A 15,507-nucleotide genomic window follows, 5' to 3' on the forward strand; every position below is an offset into this window, starting at 1 on the left:
CCGCGTGGCAAATCAGTGTGTCATCGGCGTGCCTTGCGAGGCCGGGCATAATGAACGTCCCGTTACACTTTGTGAGATCCCAGCGTCCATGCGTCGTTCCGTCTCCCTGTTGGCCGCCTGCGCCACGACCCTGCTGCTCGGCGCCTGCGCCAGCACCGCTCCCGCGTCCGCCCCGGCCGGCCTGAAGGTCACCGTTGCCCCCGTCGCCCACCCGGCCGGTGAAACCCCGCAGTGGTGGTACCGCAGCGGCGCTGCGCAGGCAGCGGCGAACGGCGCGATGGCTGGCAAGGCCAAGAACGTCATCCTGTTCCTGGGTGACGGCATGAGCCTGACCACCGTGGCCGCCTCGCGCATCTACGAAGGCCAGCAGAAGGGTGGCTCGGGTGAAGAAAACCTGCTGTCGTGGGAGCGTTTCCCCGCCACCGCGTTCAGCAAGACCTACAACACCGATTCGCAGACCCCGGATTCGGCCGGCACCATGACCGCCATCACCACCGGCGTGAAGACCCACATGGGTGCGATCGGCGTCAGTGCCGGCAGCCGCACCGACTGCGCCGACAGCCTGTCCAAGGGCCTGCTGACCTGGCTGCAGCTGGCCGACAGCGCCGGCCTGGCCACGGGCGTGGTCTCCACCGCGCGCCTGACCCACGCCACGCCGGCCGCAACCTATGCGCATTCGCCCGAGCGCAACTGGGAGAACGACACCGACCTGACCGAGGCGGCCAAGGCCGCCGGCTGCAAGGACATCGCCCAGCAGCTGCTGTCGACCTCGCGTTACGGCCGCGGCCCGCTGGTCGCCCTGGGCGGTGGTCGCGGTGAGTTCACCACCGTGGAAGAGCGCGACCCCGAGTACGACGACAAAGTCGGCCAGCGCCTGGACGGCCGCAGCCTGGTGCAGGAATGGCAGCAGGCGCACCCGCAGGGCGCCTACGTCTGGAACAGCAAGCAGCTGCAGGCCGCCGCCAACGCTCCGGCGATCCTCGGCCTGTTCGAGCCCGACCACATGCGCTACGAATACGAACGCCCGCAGGACCCGGCCGGTGAGCCGAGCCTGGCCGAGCTGACCGCTGCGGCGATCAAGAACCTGTCGCGCCATCAGGAAGGCTACGTGCTGATGATCGAAGGCGCGCGCATCGACCACGCCAACCACAGCGGCAACGCCTACCGTGCGCTGACCGAAACCGTGGCTCTGTCCGATGCCGTGCGCGTGGCCAACGAGCTGACCTCGGCCGATGACACCCTGATCATCGTCACCGCCGACCATTCGCACACCCTGAACTTCGTCGGCTACCCGGCCCGCGGCAATCCGATCCTGGGCAAGGTGAAGGACAAGGGTGGCGAAGACGGCGCCGGCAAGCTCGACTACGCGCTGGATGGCAACGGCCAGCCGTACACCACCCTGAGCTACGCCAACGGCCCCGGCCATACCGGCACCAGCAACCAGCAGCCGGCCGGTCCGAAGCGTTACCCGCACAACCCCAGCAGCTTCGAGCCGGCCAACGGCCGCCCGAACCTGCACGACGTCGATACCGAGCATCCGGATTACATGCAGGAAGCGCTGGTACCGATGAAGTCCGAGTCGCATGGTGGCGAGGACGTCGGCATCTGGGCACGCGGCCCGGGCAGCAAGGCGATCCGCGGCACCTTGGAGCAGAACGCGATCTACCACATGATCGTGCAGGCCACCCCGGCCCTGCGCGATCGCCTGTGCCAGGCCGGCACCTGCGACGACAAGGGCGTACCGGTGGAACTGCCGGCACCGGCCACCTTCGAACGCAAGGCCGAGGCCAAGTGATGGCGCGGCCGGCACGCTCTGCTCTGGGCAGCCTCCGCCGTGCGCGCTGGCTGGCCCTGCTGGGCGTGCTGGCCAGCCCCTGGGCGCCGGCGCAGGGCCCAGCCTGCAAGGTCATGACCGAAGAGCACGGGTTGTGGATGCTGCCCGGCTGCGAGGTCGTCGATGACAAGCCGCAGATCAGCGCGGAGACCCTGCAGGATCTCCCCTACGACGGCGATGGCCTGGCGCTGGTACAGACCGCCGATGGCTTCCACTACGTCGACCGTCGCGGCCGCAGCCAGGCGGTGATCGCCTGGGACAACGGCGCAGACCCCCTGCAGGAAGGCCTGTTCCGCGGCCGCGTCGGCGATCGCGTGGGTTATTTCAACGCTGCCTTCGAGCAGGTGATTGCGGCCACCTTCGATTTTGCCTGGCCGTTCCAGGATGGCGTGGCCGAGGTCTGCAACGGCTGCCGCCGCGGCACGCCCGATGGCGACGGGCATACGCCGATGGAAGGCGGCGAGTGGTTCCGCATCGATCGTTCCGGTCGTCGAGTGAAGTAAGGGTTTTTCGGCAGGGCTGCGCCCTGCACCCGCCGACGCCAGGCAACGGCAACGGCCAAAGCAACAGCAGGCATTCCGTGGGATGGCGGGGTGGGCCCGGCCTTCGACAGTTTCCTGCGCTCTGTCGGAACGGGGTGGCCTTCCCTTGGTGGGTGTCGACCTTGGTCGACACGGGAATGGCCCAGAATTTCATTCGATATCTGACAGATTTCATCCACGCATGGCGTGGATCTACTGGCCACCGGCCAACTGTCGGAGGCGGTGCACTGTGGGTTTGCGGGGTGTGAGCCGCATGGATGCGGCGACCAAGCCTCCATGGACGGATTCACGGCGTCCCCGCAAACCCACAGTGCACCGCCATCCCACGGGATGCCCGCTGTTGCCTTGGCTGTTGCCCTTGCATCGGCGGGTGCAGGGCGCAGCCCTGCCGACTCACCCACCCACCCTATACTTGCCGCCGTGACTGCCTTCCCCGCCCTCGTTCCGCTTGATGCACCGCTGCTGGTCGGCTACAGCGGCGGCCTGGATTCCACCGTGCTGCTGCACTGGCTGTGGCGATCGGCACAGGCGGCCGGCACGCCGCTGCGTGCGACGCACGTACACCATGGCCTGCAACCGGCGGCTGATGACTGGGTGCGGCACTGCCAGCAGCAATGCGCGGTGCTGGGCATCGAACTGGCCGTGCACCACGTGCAGGTCAGCCGTGATGACGGCCATGGCATCGAAGGGGCCGCCCGGCTGGCACGTCGCGCTGCATTCAGCGCCGAGCTGCAGGCCGGGGAAACCCTGGCGCTGGCCCAGCACCAGGACGACCAGGCCGAGACCTTCCTGCTGCGTGCGTTGCGCGGTTCGGGCATCGATGGGCTGGCGGCGATGACCGCTGACAGCCGCCTCGATGGCCATCGGCTGTGGCGGCCACTGCTCGATGTGCCGCGCAGCGCGCTACAGGCTTACGCGACGACACACGGCCTGCAGTGGATCGAAGACCCCAGCAACGGCGAAGACCACGCCGACCGCAATTTCCTGCGCCTGCGGGTGCTGCCACTGCTGCGCCAGCGCTGGCCGCATGCCGCCGCCGCATTGGCCGGCAGCGCCGCGCATTGCGCGCAGACCCGTGCATTGCTCGATGAAGAAGACGCCGAACTGCTCGCTCACCTGGAAGTGGCACCCCGGGTGCTGTCGCTGGAGCTGTTGCGCCAGGTCGCACCGGAGCGTGCTGCGCGCGTGCTGCGTGCGTGGGTGCGCCGCCATGGCGCAGCCCCGTTGCCGGCGCATGTGCTGCGGCAAGTGCAGAACGAATTGATGGCCGCAGGCGCCGATCGGCAGTCGCAGGTGCGTTGGCAGCAGCACGCGATCCGCCAGTGGCGCCAGCACGCCTACCTGCTGCCGGCAGCGCTGCCGGTCCTGCCGAAGGACTGGCAGGCGGCATGGGACGGCCGCGCGCCGCTGCAGCTGCCCGACGGCGGCCAGCTGCGCCTGCTCGGCACGGACGGCTTCGAACACCCGCTGGACCTGCGTGCCCGCCAGGGCGGCGAGCGCATCGTGCTCCCCGGCCGTACGCATTCATCCGCGTTGAAGGATTGCCTGCAGCGCGAGCACCTGGCGCCCTGGCGACGTGCACAGCTGCCCCTGCTGTTCGACCAGGGGCAGCTGCTGGCGGCCGCCGATGTAGTCATTGCCGCATCGCTGCAGGCCTGGCTGCAGGCACGCAATGCGCAGTTGCAGTGGCATCCGGGCGGCTGGTGAATTGACCCTTGCGCGCGCGCCGTCCACACTTGCCGCATGGCCAAGAAGTCCCCCGAAAACGCCTCCCCGGTCGCCCAGTTCGAGCAGTCGCTCGAATCGCTGGAACAGCTGGTGGAGCAGATGGAAACCGGCGAGCTGAGCCTGGAAGCCTCGCTCAGTGCTTACGAACGTGGTGTTGGTCTGTACCGCCAGTGCCAGCAGGCGCTGGAGCAGGCCGAACTGCGCGTGCGCCTGCTCAGCGATCCGGCCCAGCCCGAAACCGCCGAACCCTTCGATCCGCCCAGCCATGACGGCTGAGGCGTTGTTCGCGCGCTGGCGCGACCGTATCGAAAGCCAGCTCGACGCCGCCCTGCCCTCACCGGCCGAAGCCCCGCAACGCCTGCACCAGGCGATGCGCCATTCCGTGCTCGGTGGCGGCAAGCGCATGCGCCCCTTGCTGGTCTATGCCGCCGGCCAGGTGTTCGGCGCCCAGCTGGACAAGCTTGATGCCGCAGCGATGGCGGTGGAGCTGATCCACGCCTACTCGCTGGTGCACGACGACCTGCCGGCGATGGACGACGATGCCCTGCGCCGTGGCAAGCCCACCACCCACATCGCCTTCGACGAAGCCACCGCGATCCTCGCCGGCGACGCGCTGCAGACCCGAGCGTTCGGCCTGCTGGCCGATGCACCGCTGCCGGCGGCATTGCGCGTGGCGTGCCTGCAGACCCTGGCCCATGCCTCCGGCGCGGCCGGCATGTGCGGCGGCCAGGCGCTGGACATCGATGCCACCGGCCAGCAGCAGTCGCTGGCAGCCCTCACCCGCATGCATGCGCTGAAGACCGGTGCGCTGATCCGCGCTGCGGTGCGCATGGGCGCGTTGTGCGGTGATGCGCCCGAACCCGTGCTGGCCCAGCTCGATGGTTTCGCCGAAGCGCTCGGCCTGGCCTTCCAGGTCCGCGATGACATCCTCGATGTCGAAGCCAGTTCCGAACAGCTGGGCAAGACCGCCGGCAAGGACCAGGCCCAGGACAAGAGCACCTTCCCTGCCCTGCTCGGCATGGACGGTGCCAAGGCGCAGCTGCGCGAACTGTCCGCGCGCATGCAACAGGCGCTGGCGGGCTATCACGAAGAAGCCGATGCGCTGCGCGCGCTGGCCACGCTGGCCGTGGAACGCGATCACTGACTGCAGGCAGGGATCTGCCACGCTGAGCGTCCGCCGTGCATGGCCCGGCGCTGCCCTGTGCGCCATACACGGAAACGCCCGGCATTGCCGGGCGTTTCTTTCTGCGTCGTTGATCGTTGCCGCTTACTTGATCAGGCGCAGCGCGAACGGGTAACGGTAGGCTTCACCGTTGTTCGCCTTCACCGCAGCGATGATGCTGAAGACCAGGCTGAGCAGGCCGACGATCGGCGCCAGGAACGCACCGATGACCACGAAGGTCAGGATGATGCAGGCGAACATCGCGATGGCGACGGTGATCTGGAAGTTCAGCGCCTCCTTCGACTGGTCGGTGACGAAGGCCTTGCTGGCGTCATCCTTGTTGATCAGCCAGATGACCAGGGCGCCGATGAAACCGGTGAAGATGCCCAGCAGGTGCGCTGCCAGGGCCATGGTGCGCTGGTCGGCCGGTACGCTGGTCGCCGCCGGGACGTTCTCGAATTCGCTCACGACAAAACTCCTTTTTTATTGGGTGGTCTTGACCGACCGGCGGCAAGCCGGTCGCGTCAGGCGGGCCTAGCTTACGCCATCAATGGCATCAATCATTGCCGGCGATCGTCATCCGTCCCACCAGGATCGAGCCGGTGCGGATATGCGAACGCGGATCGACGTCGCTGCCGACCGCCTCGATGGCCATGAACATGTCCCGCAGGTTGCCGGCGATGGTGATGCCGTCCACCGGATACTGGATCTGGCCATTCTCCACGCGGAAGCCGCCGGCGCCGCGCGAGTAGTCGCCGGTCACCCCGTTCACCCCCTGCCCCATCAGTTCGGTCACCAGCAGGCCGCTGCCCATCTGCGCGGCGATGTCCTGCAGCGAACCGGCATTGGCCGCCAGCTGCAGGTTGTGCACGCCGCCGGCATTGCCGGTGGTCTGCAGGCCCAGCTTGCGCGCCGAATAGCTGCCCAGCACGTAACGCTGCAGCACGCCGTCACGCACCAGGGCCGAGGCACGCGTGGCCACGCCGTCGCCGTCGAAGGCGGCCGAGCGCAGGCCACGGCGCAGGTGCGGCAGCTCCTCGATCTGCATCCAGTCGGGGAACAGCTGCTGGTCGACGCTGTCCAGCAGGAAGCTCGCCTGGCGGTACAGTGCGCCGCCGGAGACCGCCGACAGCAGGTGGCCCACCAGGCTGCGCGCCACTTCCGGCGCGTACAGCACCGGCATGCTGCCGGTCGGCAGCGAACGCGGCTGCAGGCGGGCGATCGTGCGCTCTGCGGCGCGGCGACCGACGCTGGCCGGATCTTCCAGGTCCTCGCGGGCCAGCGCGCCGGTGTACCAGCCGTCGCGCTGCATGCCATCGCCGGTGCCGGCGATCAGCGCACAGCCGATCGAATGATGGGTTCCGCGCTCGCGGCCGATGAACCCATGCGAATTGGCGTAGACCGACACGCTCTGCATGCTCGACACCGAGGCACCATCGGAATTGCGGATCTGCGCATCGGCTTGGCGGCCCGCGGCCTCGCAGGCCAGCGCCAGGTCCACCGCGTCGTCGGCCTGCAGCTCCCAGGGGTGCCAGCCATCCAGTTCGGGGAAGTCGCGGGCCATCAGGTCGGCCTCGGCCAGGCCGGCGGCCGGATCGTCCTCGGTATGGCGGGCGATCGCGCAGGCCTGCTCGACGGTGGCCAGCAGGCTGGCCTCATGCAGGTCGGCGGTGCTGGCACTGCCCTTGCGCTGGCCGAAGTAGACGGTCACGGCAATGCCGCGGTCACGGGTGGACTGCACGGTCTCGACCTCGCCGAGACGGACATTGACCTCAAGCCCACGGTCTTCGCTGCAGCTGACCTCGGCCTGGCTGGCACCCAGGGCGCGGGCACGCTGCAGCAGCTGCTGGGAGATGTCGGCCAGCCGTTCCAGCCGGGCCGGGCTGTCGTCGCCGACGGCGACTTCAGGGGCGATCACGTTCAATGCTTTATCCTGTGCGGGTTGGGCCCGGCATCACGCCGGGCGACTTTTTTTGAAATCAGGTATGGACGATGCGCGGACGCGACGAAGAAACCGGTGAATTCCACGACAAGAGCCGCAGCCAGAACCGGCGCGATGCGCTCGATGTCCTGGCCCTCGGCGAGAAGCTGGTGTCGCTGACCCCGGCCCAGCTGGCGCGCCTGCCGATCCCGGAGGACCTGCTGCCGCACATCGCCGAGTGCAAGCGCATCACCGCCCATATCGCGCACAAGCGGCAGCTGGCGTTCCTGGCCAAGCACATGCGCCGCGAGGACGATGCCACGCTGGACGCGATACGCGATGCGCTGGATGCCAACAGCGAAACCGGGCGCCGCGAAGTGGCGATGATGCACCGTGTCGAAGACTGGCGCGAACGCCTCATGAATGAAGGCGACAAGGCGCTGGCCGCGCTGCTGGATGACCATCCGCAGGCCGACCGCCAGCAGCTGCGCACGCTGGTGCGCAACGCCCAGGCCGAAAAGGCCAAGAACAAGCCGCCACGCGCCTACCGCGAGATCTTCCAGGTGCTGCGCACGCTGATGCTGCCGGCCGCGCTGGGCCTGAAGGTATCCGGTGAGGACGCCGAGGCAGACGAACCGGTCGACGACGCCGAAGAGGACTGAGTCCCCGTCGGGCATGGCGGTGGCTGTGGCCATCGCCGTGCTCAGGCCTGGGTACCGCCGACGGTGATGCCCTCGATCAGCAGCGACGGCTGGCCGACACCGACCGGCACACTCTGCCCGTCCTTGCCACAGATGCCCACGCCCTCGTCCAGGGCCAGGTCGTTGCCGACCATGCGCACCTTCTGCATGGTTTCCGGGCCATTGCCGATCAGGGTCGCGCCCTTCACCGGCGCGGTGATCCGGCCGTCCTCGATCAGGTAGGCCTCGGTGGCCGAGAACACGTACTTGCCGCTGGTGATGTCGACCTGGCCGCCGCCGAAATTGACCGCGTACAGGCCCTTCTTCACCGAACGGATCATTTCCTGCGGGTCATGCTGGCCGGCGCGCATGTAGGTGTTGGTCATGCGCGGCATGGTCATGTGCGCGAACGATTCGCGACGGCCGTTGCCGGTCGGCGCAACGCCCATCAGCCGCGCGTTGAGGCTGTCCTGCATGTAGCCGACCAGGATGCCGTCCTCGATCAGCGTGGTGCACTGGGTCGGGTGGCCTTCGTCATCGATGTTGAGTGAACCACGGCGTCCGTCCAGGGTACCGTCGTCGACGATGGTCACGCCCGGGGCGGCCACGCGCTCGCCGATCCTGCCGGCGTAGACGCTGGTGCCCTTGCGGTTGAAGTCACCTTCCAGGCCATGGCCGACCGCCTCGTGCAGCAGCACGCCCGGCCAGCCCGGGCCCAGCACCACCGGCATCACCCCGGCCGGCGCCGGCACCGCTTCCAGGTTCACCAGGGCCTGCCGCAGCGCCTCGCGCGCGAAGGCTTCCGGGCGGCCGTCGGCAAACAACGCTTCATAGCCATAGCGACCGCCGCCGCCGGCATAACCCGACTCACGGCGGCCGTTCTGCTCGACGATCACCTGCACGTTCAACCGCACCAGCGGGCGCACGTCGGCGCCCAGCACACCATCGGTGCGGGCAACCAGCACGGTGTCGACGCCACCGGACAGGCTGACCATCACCTGCTTCACGCGCGGATCGGCCGCGCGCAGGTAGCCGTCCAGGCGCTTGAGCACCTCGACCTTGGCTTCGTTGCCGATGCCGTCGATCGGATCCAGCGCCGGATACAGCACGCGCGCATCGCCGCGCAGCAGCGAGCGTCCGGTCTGTGCGCCGCCTTCGCGCGAGATCGCACGTGCCGACTGCGCTGCGGTCAGCAATGCACCGGCATGGATGTCATCGGAATAGGCAAAGCCGGTCTTCTCGCCGGCAATCGCGCGCACGCCCACGCCCTGCTCGATGGAATGGGCGCCGTCCTTGACGATGCCATCTTCCACGCTCCAGCTTTCGCGCCGGGCGTGCTGGAAGTACAGGTCGCCGAAGTCGACACCGGGGCCGAGCAGTTGGCCGAAGGTGCGCTCCAGGCCAGCGGTATCCAGGCCACCGGGGCGCAACAGGCGATCTTGGGCAAGCGTCAGGGCGTTGTCAGTCATGGTCTCGATCTGGGGGTGTGAAGGCGGTCAGGCAAGGCCGCCCTGGGGAAACGGGGGCCGCGCTCAGCGCGGTGGCGGTGGTTCGGTGACGGTCGGCGGCACGGCCGGCAACGGCGGCAGGCGCGGCGGCGGTGCGGGTACTGGCGCACGTTCGCGGCTGCGCTCGATCACCTCCACCTTGGGCTCCTTCCAGGGGCCGGTCACCTTGTAGGTGCGGGCACCGATCTCGCCCAATGGCTTGGACAATACCGCATTGGTGGCTGCACCCAGCGCTGCGCCCACCGGGCCGCCGGCCACCGCGCCGACCACGGTCAGCAGGTTGCCGGCGCGCGGGTTGACGTCGATGGTCTGGTCGAACTGCTGTTTCCGCAGGTCGGCCTGGCCATGGATGGTGATGTTTGCTGCCGGCCCTTCGATCAACACCTTGTCGGTACGGGCCATGCCCTCGCCGAACTGCACGCTGCCCTCGACCTGGTTGAACGCGAAGCCCTTGGAGAAGAAGTCGCGGAAGTCGAACATCAGCCGCCGCGGCAGCTGGGTGACGCTGAGCAGGCCCAGCACGCGGCCGGCCCCCGGCTCCAGCTCCAAAAGCTGGCCATTGCGGGCATTCACATCGAGCTGGCCCTGCAGGTTGCCAAGCTGGAAGTCCGACGGACCGCCGGGCCACGAGGCCTGCAGCTGGGCGTGGCCGGAGCCGCCGCGCAGCTGGCCGCCGTAGTCGAGGTTCTGCAACAACCCGCCCAGGTCTTCACTGCGCACCTGCGCATCAAGCGCGGTTCGCGAACCGCCACCCTTGCCGAGCCAACGGCCACGGATGTCGATCTCCTGGCTGGGGGCGCGGAACTGCAGTTGTTCCACGCTCAGGCCATTGGCGATCGGCCGCGTACGCAGCACGGCCTGGCCCAGCACGACCTTGCCGAACTTCAGGTCGGCGATGTCCAGTGCGAACGGCGGCAGCTTGGCCGGGTCCATGTCGTCGGCACCGGCCTGCACCCGCGCCGGTGCCGCCGTGGCTCCGGGAAGGGTCGGCAGCGATTGCCAGTACACGCGCTCGAGCTGGCCGCTGATGGTGCCGCCATCGGCGTTGGGTACATTCAACCTGCCGGCCAGCGAGGGGCCATCCAGGCGCACGTCCAGCGCCTGCGGGCCGGGGTGCAGCTGCAGGCGGGTCTGCTCGAACACGCCGCCGATCAGCATCAGCTGGCCGACCTGCACGTCCACCGCGCGCAGCGGCATCGGGTCGCCATCGCCACCGGCGCCACGGGCCAGGCCGATCCATTCCAGCGCATCCAGGGTCGGGCTGCGGCCATTGATGGTCAGCCCGCTGGGCGGTGGTTCGCGGTCAACGTGGTCGCTGCCCAGGGTGACCTGCACGCCGGTCTGGTTGTTGTGGCTGCGCGCGGCCAGCGCCAGGCGCTGGCCGAACGCCACGTCGATGCGGCCGGCGCCCATCGGCAGCTGTGCGGCCACGGTGGTCGGCAGCGGTTCGTTGGCCGGCTTCTGCAGCGGCGCCGGCAGGTCCAGGCGGGTGCCCAGCAGATCCGAGCGCAGGCGCAGCTCGCTGGGCGGCGCTGGTGTACCCGGCGCGACCTTCGGCAGGTTCACCGCGATGGTCCACGGCGAGGTGCCGTTGATGTAGGGCTTCAGCCAGGCCATTTCCGGTGCGCGGTCGATCAGCACGCCCGCATCGAGCGTGGCGGCCAGTTCCGATTCGAAGGCCAGCTTGGGGTCACGCACGAAACCACCGGCGCGCAGGCTCAGCCGGCCGTCCTGGCCGAGGTGGCGCACGGCCAGTTCCTCGGCGGCGAAGCCGGCGTTGCTGTAGCGGGCCTGCCCACGCATGTTGTCGAATTCCAGCTGGAAGCGCTTGTCGACCAGCTTCAGCCCGGCCAGGTCCACCGTGCCCTGCAGGTGGCCACCGCCCTGGTCATGACGCAGGGGCTGCAACAGGTCGAAATGCACGTTGGCCGGCCCGCTTGCCGCGAGGTTGTCCAGGGTGTCGCCGTAGTCCTTGTGCAGCGGGCTCTGCCGCAGCATCGCCAGCAACTTGCCGGCATCGCCCTGGCTGTCGGCGCGCACGTACAGTGGCTGCTGGCCGAAATCCTGGATGCCGGCTTCGAACGTCTGTACCGCCACGCCGGCCAGATCGCCGCGGCCCTGCATGTGGAAACCGGGCCCAATGAAGGCGACATCGGCGTCCACCTGGCCCATCAACGGCCAATCGTGCTGGAAGCGGATGTCACCGTTGCTGATGTGCCCAGTGGCTTCGAAGCGGCCATCGTTGTTGTCGAACGGCCAGTCGTCCAGGTCACCACTGACCAGGCCGATGCCGTTGCGCACCTGGCCGCCGGCCAAGGCCATGTCCAGCCAGTCGGTGGCGCCCTTGCTCATCCTGGAATGAATCCAGAAACGCTTGGCCGCGGTCATCGGTACGTCGTCCAGCTTGGCCGCCAGCTGCATCCACGGCCGGGTGCCATCGCCCTGGAACCAGAGACCACCGCGCACGTCGGCAGCGTAGTCGGTGCCTTCCACACGCATCGCCGGGGTGCCGATGCGCCAGCCACCGGCCTCGTCGCGCCAACCGACGATCTGCCCGGCCAGGTGCAGGTCGTGACGCACGCCGAAACCGGTTGGCCAATCGAACTGCAGCTGGCGCTGGGGTTGCAGCTGCAGGCTGAAGCCGTTGGCATCGCCCTCGAAGCGGCCGCCCAGGCCGCGCAGGCCCGGCGAGTTGCCAACACTGGCAAAGCCCAGCGACTGCAGTTCGCCCTGCACCCACAACGGGCCATCCTGCTGGCCGCGCAACTGCAGCTGCGCCACGTCCAGCTGCGGCTTGGCCAGGTACAGCCAATGCCGCAGGCCCGCGTCCAGGCGGTCGCTGAGCGCCAGCGCGCGCAACGCGGTGCCCGCCTGCGCTGCTGCGGCCTGCACCTGCATCTGCTTGCCCACCCGCAGTTGCAGCCCGTCCAGCTGCTGCTGGCTGCCATCGGCCTGCAGGCGCAGGCGCGGCACCTGCAGCGCCCAGCCTTCTGCCGTCCGCTGCCAACGCAGGCGCGCCTGCAGCCGTTGCAGTTGAATCTGCGGGCGCGCCACGCCAGGCATCGGCGCGCCTTCGACACGCAGGTCGCGCAGGTCCGAATCGGTGGTCAGCGCCACCGGGGCGAAATCACGCAGGGTCAGCCACAGGTTGAGCTCGCCCTTGCCCTCGCGCAGGCGCATGCCGCCGGCCGCCAGCAACGGCGCCCAGGCACGGAAATCGATCGGATCGGCGCCTACCCAGGCCTGGCCGTTGCCGCGCTGGCGATCCAGGTCCAGCACCGCCGTCAGCGGCAAGGCGTCGGTCTGTGCCCAGGCACGCACGCCCACCCGCAGGCGGTCGCCATCCACGCGCAGGCGCAGGTCGATACGTGGCAGGGTGGCGTCGACACCCAGTGCTGGCGCATGCACGCCGAGGCGGCCACCAATCACCTGCAGTTCGCCCAGCCGGCGCAACGCATCCAGCGGATCGCCGCCAGCGCGGGACTGCGGCAGGCCGCGCACCGACCAGCGGCCATCGGCGGCCTGCTGCAGGTCCAGCGCCAGGCCACGCAGGCGCAGTTCGGTCAGCGAGCGGCCCGGCAGCAGGCCGCTGTACATCGATACCAGCACCTCGGCATCGCCGATGGCCAGGCCCTGGCCCGCGCCGATGCGCAGGCGCTTCAACTGCAGCAATGGACCACGTCGGGTCCAGGCGGTGTCCAGGCGTTCAAAGCGCACCGGTTGCCCGGCGCGCGTGCTCAGCCAGGCCGCGATCCGGTCCGGATGGCGCTCAGCCAGCGGCAACAGCTGGCTGAGGGTGCCGACCAGCAGGGCAAGCCCGACCAGGCCAACCGCGCATGCGGCGATGAAATGACGGCGGATCCTTCGCAGTCGCAGGCGCGGCGGCGCGCTCATCGGCCACCGAAGGCAGACAGCCGGCCTGGATCAGAGCAGAACAACATCGAACTGCTCCTGCAGGTACTGCTCGTCCGCCTGGAAGCGGATGCTCTTGCCGAGGAACTCTTCCAGCTCGGCCACGGCCGTGGATTCCTCATCGGTGATCCGCGCCACCACCTTGCTGGACGCGATCACCAGCAGGCGCGCGGCATCGAACTGGCGCACCGCACGGGTGATCTCGCGGAAGATCTCGTAGGTCACCGTTTCGGTGGTCTTGATGGTGCCGCGGCCACTGCACTGCGGGCAGGTTTCCGACAGCTGGCGCTCCAGGCTTTCCACCGTGCGCTTGCGCGTCATCTCCACCAGGCCCAGCGGCGAGAAGTCGTACACCGTGGTCTTGGCATGGTCGCGGGCCAGCGCCTTCTCCAGGGTACGCAGTACCTGGCGGCGGTGTTCGGCGTCATCCATGTCGATGAAGTCGATGATGATGATGCCGCCCAGGTTGCGCAGGCGCAGCTGCCTGGCCACCGCCTGCGCAGCTTCCAGGTTGGTGCGGAACACCGTCTCTTCCAGGTTGCGCTGGCCGAGGAACGAGCCGGTGTTGACGTCGATGGTGGTCATCGCCTCGGTCTGGTCGATCACCAGGTAGCCACCGGATTTCAGAGGTACCTGCTTGTCCAGCGCACGGCCGATCTCGTCCTCGACCCCGAACATGTCGAAGATCGGACGATCGCCGCTGTACAGCTCGATCTTCTCCGCCAGCACCGGCATGTACTTGGCCACGAACGCCTGCAGCTGGGCGAAGGTCTCCTTCGAGTCCACCTTGACCTTGTCCACGTCCTTGCGGATCAGGTCGCGCACCGAACGCAGCGGCAGGCTCAGGTCTTCATAGATGTTGCTGCACGACGCCGCCTCGCGGCCGCGGCGCTCGACCACGTTCCATACCCGTGACAGGTAGGCGATGTCTTCGGCGATGGCCTCGGCCGGCTGGCCCTCGGCATTGGTGCGCACGATGTAGCCGTAGCCGCCGTGCTGGGCCGACAGTTCGGTCACCAGCGCCTTCAGCCGCGCGCGCTCGCCTTCGTCCTCGATGCGCGCCGACACGCCCACCACCTTCGACTGCGGCAGCAGCACCATGTAGCGCGAGGGAATGCTGATCTGGGTGGTCAGGCGTGCGCCCTTGGTCCCGATCGGATCCTTCACCACCTGCACCACGATGTCCTGGCCGTCGCGCAGCAGCTCCACGATCGGCACGCTGGATGGCGGCGGCAGGGTCGTGTTCTCGGTATCGGCGCTGGCCACGGGCGCCGGCCGCACCACGTCGTTGGCGTGCAGGAACGCGGCGCGCTCCAGGCCCACTTCGACGAATGCCGCCTGCATGCCCGGCATGACCCGTTGCACCTTGCCCTTGTAGATGTTGCCGACCACACCCCGGCGCCAACCGCGCTCGATGTGCAGCTCCTGCAGCATGCCGTTCTCGATCACCGCGACCCGGGTTTCGCGCGGGGTCACATTGACCAGGATTTCCTCAGACATCGGCAGCCTCCCTGGCGGCATCAGCAGTTGGGGCCAGCACGCCGCAGCGGGCCAGCAGACGATCGGTATGCAGCAACGGCAGCCCCATGACACCGGAGTAGCTGCCGGAAAGGTGTTCGATCCAGCGCTCGGCACCGCCCTGGATGGCATACGCACCCGCCTTGTCCAGCGGCTCGCCGGTGGCGACGTAGGCGGCGATGTCGGCGGACTCGATCGCGGCGAAGGTGACCTCGGAAACGACCAGTTCGCTGTCCAGCCCGCGCGCGTCCACCACCACCACGGCGGTCATCACCTGATGGGTGCGCCCGGCCAGCCGTGCCAGCATCGCCCGCGCGTCGGCCGCGTCGACCGGCTTGCCGAATACTTCGCCATCGAGCACCACTTCGGTATCCGAGCCCAGCACCCGCGCCTGCGGGTCATCGGCCAGCACCCGTGCCAGGCCGGCGCGCGCCTTGTCGGCGGCGACCCGGCAGACATAGTCCTGGGCACTTTCAGAGGCCGCGCGCTGCTCGACAACCTCCAGGTCCAACGCCTGGAAAGGGTGTCCGAGTCGGGCCAGCAGCTGGTTGCGTCGGGGGGAGCGGGAAGCAAGATAGAGCATCGACACAGCATAACCTGACGCCGGTACCTGAATCGTCGGACAATCCTCCCTGGGCGCCTGCAACCCCGAACGGACTCACAACGCGTTCATCGCTACGACACCACCCTCACCGCCACAAC

General features: G+C 68.6%; 12 protein-coding genes. 6 read left to right on the forward strand and 6 right to left on the reverse strand.

All coding sequences use genetic code 11. The features are described from left to right. Positions 1-88: 88 nt before the first annotated feature. From D0Y85_RS14650 to D0Y85_RS14670, 5 genes are all read left to right on the forward strand, one after another. The gene (locus D0Y85_RS14650; protein ID WP_093820692.1) at positions 89-1,795 is read left to right on the forward strand and encodes an alkaline phosphatase; all 1,707 of its coding nucleotides are present in this window, start codon (positions 89-91) and stop codon (positions 1,793-1,795) included. Then, the gene (locus D0Y85_RS14655; RefSeq protein WP_117310960.1) at positions 1,792-2,337 is read left to right on the forward strand and encodes a WG repeat-containing protein; all 546 of its coding nucleotides are present in this window, start codon (positions 1,792-1,794) and stop codon (positions 2,335-2,337) included. The genes D0Y85_RS14650 and D0Y85_RS14655 overlap by 4 nt, the downstream gene beginning before the upstream one ends. A gap of 459 nt (positions 2,338-2,796) precedes the next feature. After that, positions 2,797-4,083 carry a tRNA lysidine(34) synthetase TilS gene (gene tilS, locus D0Y85_RS14660; RefSeq protein ID WP_208083022.1) on the forward strand — a complete coding sequence of 429 codons (1,287 nt, stop codon included), beginning with the start codon at positions 2,797-2,799 and terminating at the stop codon, positions 4,081-4,083. 36 nt (positions 4,084-4,119) lie between these two features. Next, positions 4,120-4,380 (forward strand): exodeoxyribonuclease VII small subunit, encoded by a 261-nt coding sequence (locus tag D0Y85_RS14665; RefSeq protein WP_006381978.1) that lies wholly within the window; start codon positions 4,120-4,122, stop codon positions 4,378-4,380. Further along, entirely contained in the window at positions 4,370-5,248 is an 879-nt protein-coding gene (locus tag D0Y85_RS14670) for a farnesyl diphosphate synthase (protein WP_117310962.1), read from the forward strand. Before D0Y85_RS14665 ends, D0Y85_RS14670 begins: the two co-directional genes overlap by 11 nt. A 123-nt stretch (positions 5,249-5,371) precedes the next feature. Here the strand turns inward: D0Y85_RS14670 and D0Y85_RS14675 are convergent, their stop codons facing one another. Both D0Y85_RS14675 and pmbA read right to left on the reverse strand, forming a co-directional pair. Continuing rightward, positions 5,372-5,734, reverse strand: coding sequence for a DUF4870 domain-containing protein (locus D0Y85_RS14675; protein WP_089236364.1), 363 nt, complete (start codon positions 5,732-5,734; stop codon positions 5,372-5,374). A gap of 88 nt (positions 5,735-5,822) precedes the next feature. Further along, positions 5,823-7,190, reverse strand: coding sequence for a metalloprotease PmbA (gene pmbA, locus D0Y85_RS14680; protein WP_117310963.1), 1,368 nt, complete (start codon positions 7,188-7,190; stop codon positions 5,823-5,825). Between the two features lie 68 nt (positions 7,191-7,258). On the opposite strand from pmbA, the gene yjgA reads away from it, so the two are divergent. Beyond that, on the forward strand, positions 7,259-7,849 hold the full coding sequence (gene yjgA / locus D0Y85_RS14685) for a ribosome biogenesis factor YjgA (RefSeq protein WP_117310964.1): 591 nt from the start codon (positions 7,259-7,261) through the stop codon (positions 7,847-7,849). Positions 7,850-7,890: 41 nt separating this feature from the next. On the opposite strand, the gene tldD is transcribed toward yjgA, so the two are convergent. From tldD to D0Y85_RS14705, 4 genes are all read right to left on the reverse strand, one after another. Next, positions 7,891-9,336, reverse strand: coding sequence for a metalloprotease TldD (gene tldD / locus D0Y85_RS14690; RefSeq protein ID WP_025879285.1), 1,446 nt, complete (start codon positions 9,334-9,336; stop codon positions 7,891-7,893). 63 nt (positions 9,337-9,399) lie between these two features. Beyond that, positions 9,400-13,269: a YhdP family protein gene (locus D0Y85_RS14695; protein WP_117310965.1), complete on the reverse strand. Its 3,870-nt coding sequence runs from the start codon at positions 13,267-13,269 to the stop codon at positions 9,400-9,402. A 30-nt stretch (positions 13,270-13,299) separates the two neighbouring features. Then, entirely contained in the window at positions 13,300-14,787 is a 1,488-nt protein-coding gene (gene rng / locus D0Y85_RS14700) for a ribonuclease G (RefSeq protein ID WP_025879287.1), read from the reverse strand. After that, on the reverse strand, positions 14,780-15,388 hold the full coding sequence (locus tag D0Y85_RS14705) for a Maf family nucleotide pyrophosphatase (RefSeq protein WP_117310966.1): 609 nt from the start codon (positions 15,386-15,388) through the stop codon (positions 14,780-14,782). The genes rng and D0Y85_RS14705 overlap by 8 nt, the downstream gene beginning before the upstream one ends. Between the last annotated feature and the right edge of the window lie 119 nt (positions 15,389-15,507).

Origin of the sequence: Stenotrophomonas sp. G4 (assembly GCF_003428825.1) — a bacterium.
Taxonomy (GTDB): Bacteria; Pseudomonadota; Gammaproteobacteria; order Xanthomonadales; family Xanthomonadaceae; genus Stenotrophomonas; species Stenotrophomonas indicatrix.